This is a genomic window from Pseudomonas sp. LB3P14 (assembly GCF_054898045.1).
In genome coordinates this window covers 2691013-2709431 of sequence record NZ_CM142714.1, presented here as the reverse complement: position 1 = coordinate 2709431, position 18419 = coordinate 2691013, and the positions used below count along the sequence as shown (strand labels likewise).

Annotated in this window: 15 protein-coding genes; 13 read left to right on the top strand and 2 right to left on the bottom strand. The window is 60.0% G+C overall.

What is annotated here, in order from left to right:
* The first annotated feature begins 60 nt into the window (after positions 1–60).
* Positions 61–999, top strand: coding sequence for a hypothetical protein (locus ACYZT5_RS12525; RefSeq protein ID WP_462051374.1), 939 nt, complete (start codon positions 61–63; stop codon positions 997–999).
* A 233-nt stretch (positions 1000–1232) separates the two neighbouring features.
* On the opposite strand, the gene ACYZT5_RS12520 is transcribed toward ACYZT5_RS12525, so the two are convergent.
* Both ACYZT5_RS12520 and ACYZT5_RS12515 read right to left on the bottom strand, forming a co-directional pair.
* Positions 1233–1844, bottom strand: coding sequence for a glutathione S-transferase family protein (locus ACYZT5_RS12520; RefSeq protein ID WP_462051373.1), 612 nt, complete (start codon positions 1842–1844; stop codon positions 1233–1235).
* 77 nt (positions 1845–1921) lie between these two features.
* On the bottom strand, positions 1922–2842 hold the full coding sequence (locus ACYZT5_RS12515) for a MurR/RpiR family transcriptional regulator (protein WP_033057626.1): 921 nt from the start codon (positions 2840–2842) through the stop codon (positions 1922–1924).
* A 309-nt stretch (positions 2843–3151) separates the two neighbouring features.
* Here ACYZT5_RS12515 and ACYZT5_RS12510 point away from each other — a divergent pair, with 309 nt between their 5' ends.
* From ACYZT5_RS12510 to ACYZT5_RS12455, 12 genes are all read left to right on the top strand, one after another.
* Positions 3152–5089: a bifunctional 5-dehydro-2-deoxygluconokinase/5-dehydro-2-deoxyphosphogluconate aldolase gene (locus tag ACYZT5_RS12510; RefSeq protein ID WP_462051372.1), complete on the top strand. Its 1938-nt coding sequence runs from the start codon at positions 3152–3154 to the stop codon at positions 5087–5089.
* Positions 5090–5255: 166 nt separating this feature from the next.
* On the top strand, positions 5256–6146 hold the full coding sequence (gene iolE, locus ACYZT5_RS12505; protein ID WP_462051371.1) for a myo-inosose-2 dehydratase: 891 nt from the start codon (positions 5256–5258) through the stop codon (positions 6144–6146).
* On the top strand, positions 6146–6955 hold the full coding sequence (gene iolB, locus ACYZT5_RS12500) for a 5-deoxy-glucuronate isomerase (protein ID WP_462051370.1): 810 nt from the start codon (positions 6146–6148) through the stop codon (positions 6953–6955). Before iolE ends, iolB begins: the two co-directional genes overlap by 1 nt.
* Before the next feature lie 44 nt (positions 6956–6999).
* Positions 7000–8502 carry a CoA-acylating methylmalonate-semialdehyde dehydrogenase gene (locus ACYZT5_RS12495; RefSeq protein WP_462051369.1) on the top strand — a complete coding sequence of 501 codons (1503 nt, stop codon included), beginning with the start codon at positions 7000–7002 and terminating at the stop codon, positions 8500–8502.
* A 25-nt stretch (positions 8503–8527) separates the two neighbouring features.
* Positions 8528–9349: a TIM barrel protein gene (locus ACYZT5_RS12490; protein WP_462051368.1), complete on the top strand. Its 822-nt coding sequence runs from the start codon at positions 8528–8530 to the stop codon at positions 9347–9349.
* 11 nt (positions 9350–9360) lie between these two features.
* On the top strand, positions 9361–11292 hold the full coding sequence (gene iolD, locus ACYZT5_RS12485; RefSeq protein WP_462051367.1) for a 3D-(3,5/4)-trihydroxycyclohexane-1,2-dione acylhydrolase (decyclizing): 1932 nt from the start codon (positions 9361–9363) through the stop codon (positions 11290–11292).
* 41 nt (positions 11293–11333) lie between these two features.
* Positions 11334–12359, top strand: coding sequence for a bifunctional inositol 2-dehydrogenase/D-chiro-inositol 1-dehydrogenase (gene iolG / locus ACYZT5_RS12480; protein ID WP_462051366.1), 1026 nt, complete (start codon positions 11334–11336; stop codon positions 12357–12359).
* Between the two features lie 138 nt (positions 12360–12497).
* Entirely contained in the window at positions 12498–13358 is an 861-nt protein-coding gene (locus ACYZT5_RS12475; protein ID WP_462051365.1) for a sugar phosphate isomerase/epimerase family protein, read from the top strand.
* Between the two features lie 135 nt (positions 13359–13493).
* On the top strand, positions 13494–14546 hold the full coding sequence (locus tag ACYZT5_RS12470) for a Gfo/Idh/MocA family protein (RefSeq protein WP_462051364.1): 1053 nt from the start codon (positions 13494–13496) through the stop codon (positions 14544–14546).
* Positions 14547–14702: 156 nt separating this feature from the next.
* Positions 14703–15629, top strand: a complete 927-nt coding sequence (locus ACYZT5_RS12465) for a sugar ABC transporter substrate-binding protein (protein WP_462051363.1) — start codon at positions 14703–14705, stop codon at positions 15627–15629.
* Positions 15630–15699: 70 nt separating this feature from the next.
* Positions 15700–17265 (top strand): sugar ABC transporter ATP-binding protein, encoded by a 1566-nt coding sequence (locus ACYZT5_RS12460; RefSeq protein ID WP_462051362.1) that lies wholly within the window; start codon positions 15700–15702, stop codon positions 17263–17265.
* Positions 17266–17322: 57 nt separating this feature from the next.
* Positions 17323–18345 (top strand): ABC transporter permease, encoded by a 1023-nt coding sequence (locus ACYZT5_RS12455; RefSeq protein WP_282377835.1) that lies wholly within the window; start codon positions 17323–17325, stop codon positions 18343–18345.
* Positions 18346–18419 lie beyond the last annotated feature (74 nt).

Here is an 18419-nt window from a genome sequence, read left to right as displayed (position 1 = left end):
ACTGCACTTCCTTCATTGAAGAGTTGTAACACCATCTTTCCTGCCTGGAGCGATATAACAATGAATAGATCCCCTGATGGTTTCTATCCTGCCGCAGAAGAATCAAGCACGCTCTCTGGCGTGTCTTGGGGCGCTATTTTCGCCGGGGCCGCTGCGGCGGCGGCGTTGTCACTGATTTTGGTGCTACTCGGTTTTGGCCTGGGGTTTTCGGCGGTTTCGCCGTGGGCCAACGAAGGGGTGAGCGCCAAGGGCTTGGGGATTTCAACAATCGTCTGGCTGGCCGCGACTCAAATCGTGGCGTCCGGGCTCGGCGGTTACATCGCTGGTCGCCTGCGGGTGAAGTGGGCGAACATGCATGGCGATGAGGTTTATTTCCGTGACACCGCCCATGGTTTTCTGGCCTGGTGCGTGGCGACGTTGGTGACCGCGACATTGGTCGTTGGCTCGGTCAGCAGCATTGTCAGCGGTGGCGTGCAAGCCGGGGCGAGTGTGGTCGGTGGTGCGGCGAATGCAGCGACTCAGGCTGCTAGTACCGCGGCCGGCAAGACCGACAGTGACCAATATGGTTACTTCATCGACAGCCTGTTCCGCGATGATCGTCCGGCCGCCGTCAGCGATGAGGCCGCCCGTGGCACCGTGACCCGCATCTTTGTGCGCAGTCTGAGCAATAACGGTCAACTGGCAGCCGAAGATCGTACCTATCTGGCGCAACTGGTGGCTCAACGGACCAACCTTACTCAAGCCGACGCTGAACGTCGCGTTGATGAAGTGTATGCCCGCACCCAGAAGGCCGTGGCCGACGCCAAACTCGCCGCCCAACAAGCCGCTGACACCGCCGCCAAGGTCGCTGCGTGGACCTCGTTGTGGATGTTCATTGCGCTGCTGATCGGTGCGTTTTTCGCCAGCCTCGCTGCAACCTTTGGTGGCCGTCGTCGGGATGCCGTGGTGTATCTGGAAACCGACGATTACGTGACCACCACTCCACTGCCTGTTCGCTAACCCAGGAGAACTCTCATGCGCTCATTACTGCTGTTCTTTCTCGGCGTACCGATCCCGATCATCATCCTGATCGCCCTGTTCATGCACTGATTTACGCTGGGGCCTCTGCCGCTTCTGCCTTTGGTAGAAGCGGCGTTTTAGATCAAAAGATCGCAGCCTTCGGCAGCTCCTACGGGTGTATGCGGATCCCTATAGGAGCTGGCGCAGCCTGCGATCTTTTGATCTTCAAACCATCACTCGATCGGTGTACTGACTAACACCTCAAGCCCCTCGGCATACGCGGTAAACGCGCTGATCAGCGGAAACCGCGCAGCCTCAACCTGATCCGGCACCACCAGGTTGGTAAAACTCCAGGCCACCGCCAAGGTAATTCCGTCCTGATCAATCGAACCGTCAGTCTTGAGCGGCTGCTTTTCCAACTCCCGCTCCAGCGCCGAATACGCCGCCGCCAATTGCTCTTCGACCCGTTCCACCCACGGTTCGAATTGGATTTCCGCCGGGCGCAGGTTGCGTTCGTAGTAGAGCTGCACGGATTTCTCGCAGGCCACCAATCCCAGACCGATCAGGCGCAACGCGCGCAGTCGTTGATCGAGATCACCCGGCATCAAACTCTTGCAGGGACTGGCCAGCGCTTCCAGGTAATCGATGATCAGCGTCGAGTCCATCAACACTTCACCGTCGTCCAGCACCAGGGTAGGGGCCTTGACCACCGGGTTGATCTGCTGGAATTGCTCGAAATGCCGAAACACCGAAACCGACTGGTGTTCCAGAGGGATGCCAAGGCGTTTGGCAGAGATGGCGACGCGCCGCACGTACGGTGAATCCAGCATGCCGATTAGCTTCATTGAACCGCTCCTTCAGATGTCCATTTCGGGATGGACAACCTTAGTTTAGCTTCAGCGAGCTGCAAACGGCGTGGGCGCTAATCTTCGAAGCCGACCTGTTCGTGAATCTCATCGACCTTCAATTCCAGCCGATACGCCACGGCGATAAACAGCGCCTGGCACAGGCACAGCGTCGCACTCAACGAACGGAAGGCAAACGAGCTACCTTCGTTGACCAGCAGCACGGTGTTGGCGCGCTTGGCCAGGGGCGAGAGGTTGCTGTCGGTGATGATCAGGGTTTTTGCCTGATGGTGCTGGGCAATGCGCAGGCAATGCTGGGTTTCCTTGCCGTAGGGCGTGAAGCTGATGGCGATCACCAAGTCATTGGCGCGCACGCTGCGCATCTGCTCGCGGTAGCTGCCGCCGAGCCCCGAGACCAAATGGATGCGCTTGTTGGTGTGTTGCAGGTTGTAGACCAGGTAGTCGGCCACCGCGAACGAACGACGCACCCCGACCACGTAGATGTTGTCGGCATTCACCACCAGGTCTACGGCTTTGTCGAAGGCCTGGTCATCCAGTTCGAGTCCCAGCCGTTCGATGCCTGAGAGGGTCGCATTGATGCACTCGCGCGCCAGGTCGCCGCCGCTGGCCTTCTGCGACTTGTTGGCGATCATGCTGCGAATGCGCTGCTGGTAGTTCTGAACCGGCGTGGTCTTGTGGGTATAGGCCTCGCGGAACAGCGCTTGCATTTCGCTGAAGCCGCTGAACCCGAAGCGCTGGGAAAACCGCACGATCGCCGAGGGGTGCACTTCGCACTCGCGGGCGATGTCGCTGATGCGGTCAACCATGATCCGGTCGCTCTGCTGGCTCATGTAACTGGCGATGCGCTTGAGCTGGCGCGGCAGGCTTTCGTACTCGTTGGTGATCAGCTGCAGCAGACGTTCGGCATTGATCGGGGGGCTGGCGAGATCGCTGTCGGGCGTGCTCTCGGTCGTCGCCGGCTGATCGGTGCGGGTCATAAGGAATCCTTCTGGCTTGTTCTTATAGGGACGACAGAGAACGTCATCCCCTGACAATAGGTTGGCTGTGCGCAGTCTACAGGGTAGGCCGGAATAAAATCTTGAGCTTGCAGTCAGTACGAGGTGTGCTGAAACGATGCACTGTCTCTGGAACGCTTGTACCAAAGCTTATTGGAAAAAATATTCCACGTAAAAAATATTTGGAATAATTATTGATTATTCGGTCCCGGACGTTTTAGTCTGCATCCACCAAGAGTGTTCGGCGCGACCATCGCCCCGAACAGGCTGATAAAAATAACAGGAGCCAGCATGGGCCAGACTCGTTTTGCCAGTGGGCGTCAATTGGATCTGATTTGCCTGGGGCGCCTTGGCGTCGACCTCTATGCGCAGCAAGTCGGAGCGCGGTTGGAAGATGTTTCAAGCTTCGCCAAATACCTCGGTGGATCGTCCGCCAACATCGCTTTCGGCACGGCTCGGCTGGGTCTGAAATCGGCGATGCTGAGCCGGGTAGGGGACGACCACATGGGCCGCTTCCTCGTTGAATCCCTGACCCGCGAAGGCTGCGAGGTCAGCGGCATCAAGGTCGATCCGGAACGCCTGACCGCCATGGTTCTGCTGGGCCTCAAGGATCGCGAAACCTTTCCTTTGGTCTTCTACCGCGAAAACTGCGCCGACATGGCGCTGCGGGCAGAAGACATCAGTGAAGCCTTTATTGCCTCCAGCAAAGCCTTGCTGATCACCGGCACCCATTTCTCCACCGACGGCGTCTACAAGGCGAGCATCCAGGCGCTGGATTACGCCGAGAAGCACAACGTCAAGCGCGTGCTGGACATCGACTATCGCCCGGTACTCTGGGGCCTGGCCGGAAAGGCCGACGGCGAAACCCGTTTCGTCGCCGACCAGAACGTCAGCCAGCACGTGCAGAAAATCCTGCCGCGTTTCGACCTGATCGTCGGCACCGAGGAAGAGTTTCTGATTGCCGGCGGTTCCGAGGATCTGCTCACCGCGCTGCGCAATGTGCGGCGCGTGAGCGCTGCGACCCTGGTGGTCAAGCTCGGCCCGCAAGGCTGCACGGTGATTCACGGAGTCATTCCGGAGCGTCTCGAAGACGGCGCCATTTATCCCGGCGTTCGGGTGGAAGTCTTGAATGTGCTGGGGGCCGGCGATGCCTTCATGTCGGGTTTCCTCAGCGGTTGGCTGGAGGATGAGAGCGACGAGCGTTGCTGCCAGTTGGCCAATGCCTGCGGCGGGCTGGTGGTGTCGCGCCATGCCTGCGCCCCGGCCATGCCGACCCGCGCCGAACTCGACTATCTGTTTAACAGCCCGGTGCCGATTACCCGGCCGGATCAGGACGCGGTGTTGCAGCGTCTGCATCAGGTCAGCGTGCCGCGCAAACAGTGGAAGCAACTGTTCATTTTTGCCTTCGACCATCGCGGGCAACTGGTGGAACTGGCGCACAAGGGCGGTCGCGACCTGAACGCCATCTGCGAACTCAAACAACTCTTTATCAAGGCCGTGGAGCGGGTCGAAGCCGATTTGCGCAAGCAAGGCGTCGAGGCCGATGTCGGGCTGCTGGCCGATCAGCGCTTCGGGCAGGACTCGCTGAACGCGGCCACCGGTCGTGGCTGGTGGGTGGCGCGGCCGGTGGAAGTGCAGGGTTCGCGGCCATTGGCTTTCGAACATGGGCGCTCCATTGGCAGCAACTTGATCGCCTGGCCGCAGGAACAAATCATCAAGTGCCTGGTGCAATTCCACCCCGACGACGAGCCGCTGTTGCGACTTGAACAGGAAGCGCAGATCAAGGGTTTGTATCAAGCCTCCCAGGTCAGTGGTCATGAGCTGCTGCTGGAAATCATCCCGCCCAAGGATCATCCATCGACCCATCCGGACGTGCTGTATCGCGCCCTCAAACGCCTCTACAACCTGGGCATTTACCCGGCGTGGTGGAAGATCGAAGCGCAGAGCGCCGAGGAGTGGAAACAACTCGACGAGCTGATTCAGGAGCGTGATCCGTACTGCCGTGGCGTGGTGTTGCTGGGGCTGAATGCACCGGCAGCGGCACTGGCCGAAGGGTTTCAACAGGCGAGCCAGAGCCAGACTTGCCGTGGTTTCGCCGTGGGCCGGACGATTTTCCAGGAGCCGAGCCGAGCGTGGCTGGCCGGTGAAATCGATGACGAAGCGTTGATCCGTCAGGTGCAGGGTACGTTCGTCGAATTGATCGATGCCTGGCGTACGGCCCGGGCCTGACGAAACACCGCGTTATCGTTCTTCGCGGGCAAGCCTCGCTCCTACAGGGTTTTGTGGCGTACACACAACGCATGAACATGCACAACCGAATGTAGGAGCGAGGCTTGCCCGCGAAGGCGGCCTCAGACTCAACGGTAATTTAGAAAACAAAAATAAAGGTGCAGCCATGCCCGCTATTCGAATTGGCATCAACCCGATCTCCTGGAGCAACGACGACCTGCCGTCCCTCGGTGGGGAGACGCCGCTGAGCACCGCCCTGAGCGAAGGCAAGGAAATCGGCTACGAAGGTTTCGAACTCAACGGCAAATTCCCCAAGGACGCCAAGGGTGTCGGCGATGTACTGCGCCCCTATGATCTGGCGCTGGTGTCCGGCTGGTATTCCAGCCGTCTGGCCCGCCGCTCGGTGGCCGAAGAAATCGACGCCATCGGCAGCCATGTCGAGCTGTTGGCGAAGAACGGCGCCAAGGTGCTGGTGTACGGTGAAGTCGCCGACTCCATTCAAGGCCAGCGCATTCCGCTGGTTGAGCGCCCGCGTTTCCACACCGAACACGCCTGGCAGGAATACGCCGACAAGCTCACTGAGCTGGCACGCTTCACCCTGTCCCAAGGCGTGCGCCTGGCGTATCACCACCATATGGGCGCCTACGTCGAATCCCCGGCGGACATCGACAAGTTGATGGCGTTGACCGGCAGTGAAGTCGGTCTGCTGTTCGATTCGGGCCATTGCTACATGGGCGGCGGCGAACCGTTGCAGGTGCTGCGCAAACACATCGAACGCGTCTGCCACGTGCATTTCAAGGACGTGCGCAAACCGGTGGTGCAACTGGCACGCAACCATCTGTGGAGCTTCCCGGACTGCATCATCAACGGCACGTTCACCGTGCCCGGCGATGGCGATATCGACTTCGGCGCCTTGCTCGACGTGCTGCTGGCGGCCGATTACCACGGCTGGCTGGTGGTCGAAGCCGAACAGGACCCAGCAGTCGCACCGAGTTACGTCTACGCCAAAAAAGGCTATGACACCCTGCGTGCGCTGCTCGACGAGAGGACTAAGTGATGAGCCTGCTGGTCAAAAGCAATGCCCGTGGCCGGACCATGGTCGAGCTGGGTAAAGGTGAGCTGGAATACGTCGGCTTCGCCGCTTACCGCTTGAGCCTGGGCGAAACCCTGCCGGTGTCGGCCGGTGATAAAGAACTGTGCCTGGTGCTGCTCAGCGGCCGGGTCAGCATCAAGGGCGAAGCGCCAGGGCAGGGCGCGTTCGACTGGGACAACATCGGCGATCGTCAGTCGGTGTTCGAAGACAAATCACCCTTCGCCGCTTACCTGCCGCCTGGCAGTCAGGCGCAAGTGGTGGCGCTCAGCGACGTGCAGATCGCTGTGTGCGCCGCACCCGGTTCGACGAGCAATGGCCTCGGCCCGCGGCTGATCAAACCCGACACCATGAAACGCAGCGTGCGCGGCAAAGGCGCCAACACCCGTTACGTCTGCGACATTCTGCCGGACACCGAACCGGCCCATTCGCTGCTGGTGGTGGAAGTGCGCACGCCGTCGGGTCACTCGTCGAGCTACCCGCCGCACAAACACGACACCGACGATTTGCCGCACCAGAGCTTTCTTGAAGAAACCTATTACCACCAGATCAATCCGCCCCAGGGCTTCGTGTTCCAGCGGGTGTACACCGACGATCGCAGCATCGATGAGGCCATGGTCGTGGAAAACAGCGACCTCGTGGTCGTGCCCAAGGGCTACCACCCGGTCAGCGTGCCGTACGGCTACGAGTCGTATTACCTGAACGTGATGGCCGGCCCGAAACGAGTCTGGCAGTTCCATAACGATCCGCAGCACAGTTGGCTGCTTGATCTCTGAACTAAAAAGCCTGAATTCCTACCTTTGCACGGAGAACACGATCAATGAGCAACGCCCCGGTAATCGGCCATTACATCCACGGTCAAGTGCAAGACAGCAGCAGCGAGCGGTTCAGCAACGTCTTCAACCCGGCCACCGGCAGCGTTCAGGCGCGCGTCGGGCTGGCCAGCCAGAAGACCGTAGACGAAGCCGTCGCCTCGGCCCTGAAAGCCTTCCCGGAGTGGTCCGAGCAATCGTCCCTGCGCCGTTCGCGGGTGATGTTCAAGTTCAAGGAATTGCTCGACCTTCATCACGATGAGCTGGCAGAAATCATCAGCCGCGAACACGGCAAGGTGTTTTCGGACGCCAAGGGCGAAGTCACCCGTGGCATTGAAATCGTCGAGTACGCCTGCGGGGCGCCGAACCTGCTGAAAACCGATTTCAGCGACAACATCGGCGGCGGCATCGATAACTGGAACCTGCGTCAGCCGCTGGGCGTGTGTGCCGGCGTTACGCCGTTCAACTTCCCGGTGATGGTGCCGCTGTGGATGATCCCGCTGGCACTGATCACCGGTAACTGCTTCATCCTCAAGCCGTCCGAGCGCGATCCGTCCGCCAGTTTGCTGATGGCCCGTCTGTTGAGCGAAGCCGGTTTGCCGGACGGTGTGTTCAACGTGGTTCAGGGTGACAAGACCGCGGTCGACGCGTTGCTGCAACACCCGGACATTGAGGCGATTTCCTTTGTCGGCTCGACGCCGATTGCCGAGTACATCCACCAGCAAGCCACCTCGCGCGGCAAGCGCGTGCAGGCACTGGGCGGGGCGAAGAATCACATGATCGTCATGCCCGACGCGGATCTGGATCAAGCCGCCGATGCCTTGATCGGTGCCGCTTACGGCTCGGCCGGCGAGCGCTGCATGGCGATTTCGATTGCCGTGGTGGTGGGCGATGTCGGCGACCCACTGATTGCCAAACTGCTGCCGCGTATCGATCAACTGAAAGTCGGCAACGGCCTGAAGGGCGACAGCGACATGGGGCCGTTGGTGACAGCCGAGCACAAGGCCAAAGTCGAAGGCTTCATCGACGAAGGCGTGGCCCAGGGCGCGCAGTTGATCGTCGACGGCCGCAACTTCAAGGTGCCGGGGGCCGAGAACGGCTTCTTCGTCGGTGCGACGCTGTTTGATAACGTGACGACTGAAATGAGCATCTACCAACAGGAAATTTTCGGCCCGGTGCTGGGCATCGTTCGGGTACCGGACTTCGCCAGCGCCGTCGCGTTGATCAACGCCCACGAATTCGGCAACGGTGTGTCCTGTTTCACCCGCGACGGCGGCATCGCCCGAGCCTTCGCCCGCACAATCAAGGTCGGCATGGTCGGCATCAACGTGCCGATTCCGGTGCCGATGGCCTGGCACTCCTTCGGCGGCTGGAAGCGTTCGCTGTTCGGCGATCACCACGCTTACGGCGAAGAAGGCATCCGCTTCTACAGCCGCTACAAAAGCGTGATGCAGCGCTGGCCTGACAGCATCGCCAAGGGCCCTGAATTCAGTATGCCGACGGCCAAATAATTCACCTGAGCGGAGAACAACAAAAATGAGTAAACCCCTGCGTTTCGCCCTGAACCGTATGGTCGCCCCACGTTTGTCCCTGCCCGCGTTCATCGAGCTGGCGGTGACCCTCAAGGCCGACGCCATCGAAATTCGCAACGACCTTAGAGGGGTCGAGATCGAAGACGGCACCGCACCCGAGCGCGTCCGTGAGTTGTGTGCCGCCAACGGCATTACCGTGCTGTCGATCAACGCGCTGTATCCGTTTGATGTGTGGAATGACGAGCGCCGCGCACACGCCTTGAAGCTCGCCGCTTATGCCCGGGATTGCGGCGCTCAAGGTTTGGTCATGTGTCCGCTCAACGACCGTGCCGACCCGCGTGACGAGGCCGCACGGGCTTCAGGTCTGCGCACGGCGTTGAGTGAACTGGCGCCGATCCTGCGCGAACACGGCATTCTCGGTTTCATCGAGCCGCTGGGTTTTGAAGAGTGCTCGCTGCGCCGTAAACGCACGGCGGTGGAGGCGATCAAGGCCGTCGGCGGGCTGGATGTGTTTCGTCTGGTTCACGACACCTTTCACCATCACCTGGCCGGCGAGCATGAATTCTTCCCCGAGCTGACCGGGTTGGTGCACATCTCCGGTGTCGAGGATGCCGAGGCACCGTTGGCGACCATCCGCGACGGCCACCGGGTGCTGGTGGGCGAGGGCGACATCCTCGGCAACGCGGCGCAAATCGACACCTTGCTCAGCAGCGGTTACAGCGGCTATCTGTCGTTCGAACCGTTCGCCGACAGTGTCCACGGCCTGGTGGATATCCAGCAGGCGATCGGCGCGAGCATGGATCACCTGAAGAACTCTTTGGCCTGAAAGGTGCGGTTATGACCACAACAAGACTGACCATGGCCCAGGCCCTGGTGAAATTCCTCGATAACCAGTACATCGAGGTCGATGGGGTTCAAAGCAAATTCGTCGCCGGGATCTTTACCATTTTCGGTCACGGCAACGTGCTGGGCCTGGGCCAGGCCCTGGAGCAGGACAGTGGTGACCTGATCGTCCATCAGGGCCGCAACGAGCAAGGCATGGCCCACGCCGCCATCGGTTTCGCCAAGCAACACCTGCGGCGCAAGATCTACGCTTGTTCTTCATCAGTAGGGCCGGGCGCGGCGAACATGCTGACCGCCGCCGCGACGGCGACCGCCAACCGCATTCCCTTGCTGCTGTTGCCCGGCGATGTCTACGCCTGCCGCCAACCGGACCCGGTGCTGCAACAGATCGAGCAGTTCCACGACCTGAGCATCAGCACCAACGACGCGTTCAAGGCCGTGAGCAAATACTGGGACCGCATCAACCGTCCCGAGCAACTCATGACGGCGGCGATCCACGCCATGCGTGTGCTCACCGACCCTGCCGAAACCGGCGCGGTGACCCTGGCCTTGCCACAAGATGTGCAAGCCGAGGCCTACGACTACCCCGATTATTTCCTGCAAAAACGCGTGCACCGCATCGAGCGTCGTCCGGCCACCGAAGCGATGCTCGGCGATGCCTTGGCGCTGTTCAAAGGCAAGCGCAAACCGCTGATCATTTGCGGTGGCGGGGTCAAATACTCCGGCGCCAATGCCGCCCTGCAAGCGTTTGCCGAGCGCTTCGATATTCCCTTCGCCGAAACCCAGGCCGGCAAAAGTGCAGTGGTGTCCAGTCACCCGCTGAACGTCGGCGGGATGGGTGAAACCGGTTGTCTGGCGGCGAATCTGTTGGCCAAGGATGCGGATCTGATCATCGGTGTCGGCACGCGCTACAGCGATTTCACCACCGCATCAAAGTCCTTGTTCCAGCATCCGGACGTGCAATTTCTCAACCTGAACATCAGCCCCTGCGATGCCCTGAAGCTCGATGGCGTGCAACTGCTGGCGGACGCCAACGTCGGGTTGCAAGCCTTGGCTGAAGCCTTGGGCGATTACCGTTCTGCGTGGGGCGATCAACCGCGTCAGGCCAAGGCGAAACTGGACGAGGAAGTCGACCGCCTCTCTCAGGTCGAATACCAGAGCAAAGACTTCATCCCGGAAATCAACGACCACATGGACCCGGCGGTGCTGCGCGAATTCATCGAGCTGACCGGTTCTTGCCTGACCCAGAGCCGAGTGCTCGGTGTGCTCAATGAAACCCTCGCCGATGACGCAGTGATCGTCGCCGCCGCCGGCAGTCTGCCCGGTGACTTGCAGCGCAGCTGGCGCAGCAAGGGGGTGAACACCTATCACGTCGAGTACGGCTATTCCTGCATGGGTTACGAGGTGAACGCCGCGTTGGGTGTGAAGCTCGCCGAGCCTGAGCGCGAGGTCTATGCGCTGGTCGGCGACGGCTCTTACATGATGCTGCATTCCGAGCTGGCGACCTCGATTCAGGAGCGACGCAAAATCAACGTGGTGTTGCTGGACAACATGACGTTCGGTTGCATCAACAACTTGCAGATGGAACACGGCATGGACAGCTTCGGCACCGAGTTCCGCTTCCGTAACCCGGAAACCGGCAAGCTGGATGGCGGTTTCGTGCCGGTGGATTTCGCCATGAGTGCGGCGGCCTATGGCTGCAAAACTTACAAAGTGAACACGGTCGCAGAACTGAAAGCGGCATTGGCCGATGCGCGATTGCAGACGGTGTCGACGCTGATCGACATCAAGGTTCTGCCCAAAACCATGATTCACAAATACCTGTCGTGGTGGCGGGTCGGCGTCGCGCAAGTCTCCACCAGCGCTCGCACCGATGCGGTGGCCAAGACCCTGAATGAACGACTGGCCAAGGCCCGTCAGTACTGATTGCCCCTGAAACGAACAACTAAAAATTTAGGAGTCTCTACATGTCTTTGCTTTCTAATTCGTTGCGAATCGGCGTCATCGGTACCGGGGCCATCGGCCAGGATCACATTCGTCGTTGCAGCCAGACCTTGCTCAACAGCCAGGTGGTCGCGGTCACCGACATCAACTTGCAACAAGCAGCGAACGTCGTTTCCGACCTGAAGCTGACCGCCGAGGTCTATCCCGACGGCCACGCGCTGATCAAGGCGCCCGAGGTCGAAGCGATCCTCGTCACCTCCTGGGGCCCGAGCCACGAAGAGTTTGTGCTGGCCGCGATTGCCGCCGGCAAACCGGTGTTTTGCGAGAAGCCGCTGGCGGTCACCGCTGAAGGCTGCCGCAAGATCGTCGAAGCCGAAGTGGCCCATGGCAAGCGCCTGGTGCAGGTCGGCTTCATGCGTCCGTATGACCAAGGTTATCGGGCACTTAAAGCAGTGATCGACAGCGGTCAGATTGGTGAGCCGTTGATGTTGCACTGCGCGCACCGCAACCCGACCGTGGGTGAAAACTACAAGACCGACATGGCGATCACCGACACGCTGATCCATGAACTGGACGTGTTGCGCTGGTTGCTCGACGACGATTACGTGTCGGTGCAAGTGGTGTTCCCGCGCAAGAGCAGCAAGGCGCTCGCGCATTTGAAAGACCCGCAGATCGTGCTGCTGGAAACCGCCAAAGGCACGCGCATCGACGTGGAAGTGTTCGTTAACTGCCAATACGGCTACGACATCCAGTGCGAAGTCGTGGGGGAGACCGGCATCGCCAAACTGCCGGAGCCGTCGCAGGTTCAGTTGCGCAGCGGGGCGAAGTTGTCCAACGCGATTCTGATGGACTGGAAGGATCGCTTCATCGCGGCGTACGACGTCGAGTTGCAAGCGTTCATCGATGGTGTGCGGGCAGGGCAGGTGGGTGGGCCTTCGGCATGGGATGGGTTTGCGGCGGCGGTGGCGGCGGATGCGTGTATCGAAGCGCAGAATAGTGGGCAGATTGTCAAAGTTGGGCTGCCTAAGCGCCCCCACTTTTACGGCTAACACATGATCGTTCCCACGCTCCGCGTGGGAATGCCGCCCGGGACGCTCCGCGTCCCAAAAGCGGACGCAGAGCGTCCATTGATGCATTCCCACGCAGAGCGTGGGAACGATCAGCGTCGGATGAAGGAGAACAAGAACATGCGCATCGCACTAGACCCCTACATGTACCGCACCCTGTCCCTGGGCAAGATGGTCGATAAAGTCGCCGAACTCGGTTACGAACACATCGAACTCTCGCCCCGGGAAGATTTCCTGCCGTTCTACAAAGCCCCGCGAGTCGACAAGGCGCGGATCAAGGAATTTCGCAAAGCCCTGAGCGACACCGGCGTCAAACTTTCTTCCTTATTACCGATGTACCACTGGGCCGCTGCCGACGAAGGTTTGCGAGTTGCCGCCGTACGCAACTGGAAGCGGGCGATCCAGATTGCCGTGGAGATGGACTGCGAGCTGGTCAACACCGAGTTCACCGGCCAGTCGGACAACCCGCTGGTCTGCGAGAACCAGTTCATGCGCTCGATGGACGAGCTGATCCCGGAGTTCGAGCGCGAAGGCATCAAGCTTGATATCCAGGCCCACCCTTACGACTTCTGCGAGCGCAACAACGAGTCGGTGGACATCATTCGCGGTCTGGATCGCGAGTGGATCAACTACCTCTACGCGGCGCCGCACACCTTCTTCTATGACGATGGCAAAGGCGATATCGCTTCGATGCTCAAGTACGCTGGCTCCAAACTGAGCCACTTGATCATCGCCGATACCTACAACCACAAGGCGTCTTCAGGGTTGCGCTACATCGTCAACCCGCCGGGTGTCGTCGCCACCGTGCACCAGCATCTGGACATCGGTCAGGGCGAAGTCGATTGGGACGCGTTTTTCGGCACCTTGCGCGAGATTCAGTTCGACGGTATTGCGACAGTTTCGGTGTTTGCCTGGGAAGACCGGCCGGATGAGTCCAACCGGATGATGCTCGAGCGTGTGACCCGCGAACTGTGCCAGTAACCAGTAACTGATCGTTCCCACGCTCTGCGTGGGAATGCATCCCGTGACGCTCTGCGTCACATAACGGCGGACGCAGAGCGTCCATGGCGGCATTCCCACGCAGAGCGTGGGAACGATCATAAGGAGAATTCTTTCATGCGTATCGGACTTGTCGGTTACGGCCATGGTGGCCGGTTTTTCCATGCTCCGCTGATCAGCAGTTTGCCGGCGGCGAAGTTCGTGGGTGTGGTCACCCGTTCACCTGAGCGCCGACAGTTGCTGGCGGCCGAGCACCCAGGGGTGCCCGCGTTCGACAGCATCGGCCAACTGGTTGAGGCCGGGATCGATGTGCTGGTGGTGTCCACTCCGCTCAAGGGCCGCCCGGCGCTGGTGCTCGATGGCATCGAACACGGTGTGGCGGTGGTCAGCGACAAACCGTTCGCCGCTGACGCGCAGCAGGCGCAAACCCTGATCACCATGGCCGAGCGCCAGGGCGTGCAGCTCAGTGTCTACCAGAACCGTCGCTGGGACTCGGACTTCCTTACCGTGCGCAAACTCATCGAATCCGGTGCGCTTGGCCAGATCACCCGTTTCGAATCGCGGATCGAGCGTTACTCACCGCAAGCGGTGAACAACGGCAGTGGCGGTGGCTTCCTGCGAGATCTCGGTAGTCATCTGGTGGATCAGGCGTTGCTTTTATTCGGTCCGGTGACACGGGTCTACGCCGAACTGGATTATCTGGAAAAAGGCCAGGTCTTCGATAACGGCTTCTTTATGTCCCTGACCCATGCCAGTGGCGTGACCTCCCACCTGGGCGGCAGTTGCCTGCAAAACACCCCCGGCCCGCGCTTTCGGGTGACCGGCACCCAAGGCTGTTATAGCGTCGATGGTCTGGACGGGCAGGAAGCCTCGGCGCTCGCCGGGCTCTCGCCCAAATCCGAAGGTGAACGCTGGGGCGTTGAAGAGCATCGCCGATGGGGCTGGTTCGAACAGGGCGAAGTGCGCGAACGAGTTCCCTCCGAGCGCGGTTGCTGGAATCAGTTCTATTTACAGCTGCAAGCCGCGTTGCAGAGCGGTGGCCCACTGCCTGTGGACGCCCGTGATGCACTGGCGACCACTCGCGTGCTAGACGCTGCGCGACTGAGCTTCGAGCGTCATCAAGTGGTGGCATTGAGCCCGTTCGAAAGCCATGGAATAAAATCAGAATAAAATTCTAAAATTAGTTGATATAGAAATTATTTTCCAATAAAGTCATTTTCAACGACCTGCCTCACAGCCTGTTTAAATCCGTTTCCCGCTTGCCTGCTTACTGAAATCGTCACGCCTCATCCATAAAACCAACAAGAATGTGGAGAAAGACTTTTCATGAAGACCAAGATCCGTTTCGCCTCACTTGCCTTGTCCCTGATGTTCGCCAGCGGCGCTGCACTCGCCGATATGAAGATCGGCGTCAGCATGTCGCAGTTCGATGACACCTGGCTGACCTACCTGCGCGAATCCATGGACAAGAAAGCCAAGTCCTATCCCGAGGGCATCCAGCTGCAATTCGAAGACGCCCGCAGCGACGTGGTCAAGCAGTTGAGCCAGGTCGAAAACTTCATCAGCCAGAAAGTCGATGCCATCGTGGTCAACCCGGTGGATACCGCCGCCACCAAAAAAATCACCGAAGCCGCCGTCAAGGCCGGTATCCCGCTGGTCTACGTCAATCGCCGCCCCGATGACCTGAAATTGCCCAAAGGCGTGGTCACTGTAGCCTCCAACGATCTGGAGGCCGGTGAAATGCAGATGCAGTACCTGGCCGACAAAATGGGTGGCAAGGGCGATATCGTGATTCTGCTGGGCGACCTCGCGAACAACTCCACCACCAACCGCACCAAGGGCGTCAAAGACGTGCTGGCCAAATACCCGAACATCAAGATCGAGCAAGAGCAGACCGGGATCTGGTCACGGGATAAAGGCATGACCCTGGTCAACGACTGGCTGACCCAGGGCCGCAAGTTTGACGCGGTGGTGTCCAACAACGACGAAATGGCCATTGGTGCCGCGATGGCCTTGCAACAGGCCGGCGTCGACAAGGGCAGTGTACTGATCGCGGGTGTCGACGGTACGCCGGACGGCTTGAACGCGATCAAGAAAGGCAACATGACGGTGTCGGTGTTCCAGGACGCCAAGGGTCAGGCGGACGGTTCGATCGACACTGCAGTGAAAATGGCCAAAAACGAGCCGGTTGAACAGGCCGTGTGGGTGCCATACCGCTTGATCACCCCGCAAAACGTCGACACGTTCAAATAGCCTGTCCGTTCAATAACAACAATAAATACGCAAGGTTGCGACCGCGACCTTGCTGATGGAGTACCTGATCATGTTCGCTTCAGCGACTGCTTCGAGCACCCCGTTGGTGGGTATCCAGCCAACTGCAACACCTGTCGATGAGCCGTACCTGCTGGAGATCATCAACGTCAGCAAGGGATTTCCCGGTGTGGTGGCCTTGTCCGATGTACAGCTTCGGGTACGCCCCGGTTCCGTGCTGGCCCTGATGGGCGAAAACGGCGCCGGCAAATCCACCCTGATGAAAATCATTGCCGGCATCTATCAGCCGGACGCCGGTGAACTGCGCCTGAGGGGCAAACCGGTGGTCTTCGAAACGCCACTGGCAGCGCTCCAGGCCGGGATCGCGATGATCCACCAGGAACTCAACCTGATGCCGCACATGAGCATCGCCGAGAACATCTGGATCGGCCGTGAGCAGCTCAATGGCCTGCACATGATCGATCACCGCGAAATGCACCGTTGCACGGCGCAACTGCTGGAACGCCTACGGATCAACCTCGATCCGGAAGAGCAGGTCGGCAACCTGAGCATCGCCGAACGGCAGATGGTCGAGATCGCCAAAGCGGTGTCCTACGATTCCGACATCCTGATCATGGACGAGCCGACCTCGGCCATTACCGACAAGGAGGTCGCCCATCTGTTCTCGATCATTGCCGACCTCAAGCGTCAGGGCAAAGGCATCATTTACATCACCCACAAAATGAACGAAGTGTTCAGCATCGCCGATGAAGTGGCGGTGTTCCGTGACGGTGCCTACATCGGCCTGCAGCGGGCCGACAGTATGGACGGCGACAGCCTGATTTCGATGATGGTCGGCCGCGAGCTGAGCCAGTTGTTCCCGGTGCGCGAGCAGCCGATCGGTGATCTGCTGCTGTCGGTGCGCGACCTTAAACTGGACGGCATTTTCAAAGGCGTGTCCTTCGATCTGCATGCGGGCGAGATCCTCGGCATCGCCGGGTTGATGGGCTCGGGGCGGACCAACGTCGCCGAAGCGATTTTCGGTATCACGCCGAGCGACGGTGGCGAGATTCGTCTCGACGGCGAAGTGGTGCGCATCAGCGATCCGCACATGGCGATCGAGAAGGGCTTCGCATTGCTGACCGAGGATCGCAAGCTCAGCGGCCTGTTCCCGTGCCTGTCGGTGCTGGAGAACATGGAAATGGCGGTGTTGCCGCATTACGCCGGCCACGGTTTCATCCAGCAAAAAGCCCTGCGCACCTTGTGCGAAGACATGTGCAAGAAGCTGCGGGTCAAAACCCCGTCGCTGGAGCAGTGCATCGACACCTTGTCCGGCGGGAATCAGCAAAAGGCTTTGTTGGCGCGCTGGCTGATGACCAACCCACGGATCCTGATTCTCGACGAACCGACCCGCGGTATCGACGTCGGCGCCAAGGTCGAGATCTACCGGCTCATTTCCTACCTCGCCAGCGAAGGCATGGCGGTGATCATGATTTCCTCGGAATTGCCGGAAGTGCTCGGCATGAGCGACCGGGTGATGGTCATGCACGAGGGCGACCTGATGGGCACCCTCGACCGCAGCGAAGCGACCCAGGAACGAGTGATGCAATTGGCCTCGGGCATGTCCGCGGTTCACTAATGGATGCCGGCGGTGGCGGTGGCCAACGTCGGCGACGCGATAGAAGGGTGAGTGTTTATGAACGCGATACTGGAAAACAAGCCAGCAACGGCACCGGTCAAGAGTCGCCGGCGCTTTCCGACCGAGTTGAGTATTTTCCTGGTGCTGATTGGCATCGGCCTGGTCTTTGAAGTGTTTGGCTGGATCGTGCGCGACCAGAGCTTCCTGATGAACTCCCAGCGTCTGGTGCTGATGATCCTGCAGGTGTCGATCATTGGCCTGCTGGCCATCGGCGTGACCCAGGTCATCATCACCACCGGCATTGACCTGTCGTCCGGCTCGGTGCTGGCGCTGTCGGCGATGATCGCTGCCAGCCTGGCCCAGACGTCGGACTTCGCCCGGGCGGTGTTCCCGTCGCTGACTGACTTGCCGGTATGGATTCCGGTGATTACCGGGCTTGGGGTGGGACTGCTGGCGGGGGCCATCAACGGCAGCATCATTGCTATTACCGGTATCCCGCCGTTCATTGCCACCCTCGGCATGATGGTCTCGGCTCGTGGCCTCGCGCGTTACTACACCGAAGGCCAGCCGGTGAGCATGCTCTCGGATTCCTACACCGCTATCGGACACGGCGCGATGCCGGTGATCATTTTCCTGGTGGTCGCGGTGATCTTTCACATCGCCCTGCGTTACACCAAGTACGGCAAGTACACCTACGCCATCGGCGGCAACATGCAGGCGGCGCGTACCTCGGGGATCAACGTCAAGCGGCATCTGGTGATCGTCTACAGCATCGCCGGTTTGCTGGCAGGCCTGGCGGGTGTGGTGGCTTCGGCACGGGCCGCGACCGGGCAGGCCGGGATGGGCATGTCTTACGAGCTGGACGCGATTGCCGCGGCAGTGATCGGCGGCACCAGCCTGGCCGGTGGCGTAGGACGCATTACCGGCACGGTCATCGGCGCACTGATCCTCGGGGTCATGGCCAGCGGTTTCACCTTTGTTGGCGTCGATGCTTACATTCAGGACATCATCAAAGGCCTGATCATCGTGGTGGCAGTGGTCATCGATCAGTACCGCAACAAGCGCAAACTCAAGCGCTGAGCCGCCGATAAAACAACCAATGCGCCACGCCTGACCCGCGTGGCGCAGCCGTTTGTCTTCTATATACAGCCGCT

Bases quoted from the DNA above. Each gene is read 5' to 3' on its own strand.
- iolG (WP_462051366.1), top strand. From the start codon at position 11,334: ATGTCTTTGCTTTCTAATTCGTTGCGAATCGGCGTCATCGGTACCGGG.
- ACYZT5_RS12470 (WP_462051364.1), top strand. From the start codon at position 13,494: ATGCGTATCGGACTTGTCGGTTACGGCCATGGTGGCCGGTTTTTCCAT.
- ACYZT5_RS12520 (WP_462051373.1), bottom strand. From the start codon at position 1,844: ATGAAGCTAATCGGCATGCTGGATTCACCGTACGTGCGGCGCGTCGCC.
- ACYZT5_RS12455 (WP_282377835.1), top strand. From the start codon at position 17,323: ATGAACGCGATACTGGAAAACAAGCCAGCAACGGCACCGGTCAAGAGT.
- iolB (WP_462051370.1), top strand. From the start codon at position 6,146: ATGAGCCTGCTGGTCAAAAGCAATGCCCGTGGCCGGACCATGGTCGAG.
- ACYZT5_RS12510 (WP_462051372.1), top strand. From the start codon at position 3,152: ATGGGCCAGACTCGTTTTGCCAGTGGGCGTCAATTGGATCTGATTTGC.
- ACYZT5_RS12475 (WP_462051365.1), top strand. From the start codon at position 12,498: ATGCGCATCGCACTAGACCCCTACATGTACCGCACCCTGTCCCTGGGC.
- ACYZT5_RS12515 (WP_033057626.1), bottom strand. From the start codon at position 2,842: ATGACCCGCACCGATCAGCCGGCGACGACCGAGAGCACGCCCGACAGC.
- ACYZT5_RS12460 (WP_462051362.1), top strand. From the start codon at position 15,700: ATGTTCGCTTCAGCGACTGCTTCGAGCACCCCGTTGGTGGGTATCCAG.
- iolD (WP_462051367.1), top strand. From the start codon at position 9,361: ATGACCACAACAAGACTGACCATGGCCCAGGCCCTGGTGAAATTCCTC.
- ACYZT5_RS12495 (WP_462051369.1), top strand. From the start codon at position 7,000: ATGAGCAACGCCCCGGTAATCGGCCATTACATCCACGGTCAAGTGCAA.
- ACYZT5_RS12465 (WP_462051363.1), top strand. From the start codon at position 14,703: ATGAAGACCAAGATCCGTTTCGCCTCACTTGCCTTGTCCCTGATGTTC.
- ACYZT5_RS12490 (WP_462051368.1), top strand. From the start codon at position 8,528: ATGAGTAAACCCCTGCGTTTCGCCCTGAACCGTATGGTCGCCCCACGT.
- ACYZT5_RS12525 (WP_462051374.1), top strand. From the start codon at position 61: ATGAATAGATCCCCTGATGGTTTCTATCCTGCCGCAGAAGAATCAAGC.
- iolE (WP_462051371.1), top strand. From the start codon at position 5,256: ATGCCCGCTATTCGAATTGGCATCAACCCGATCTCCTGGAGCAACGAC.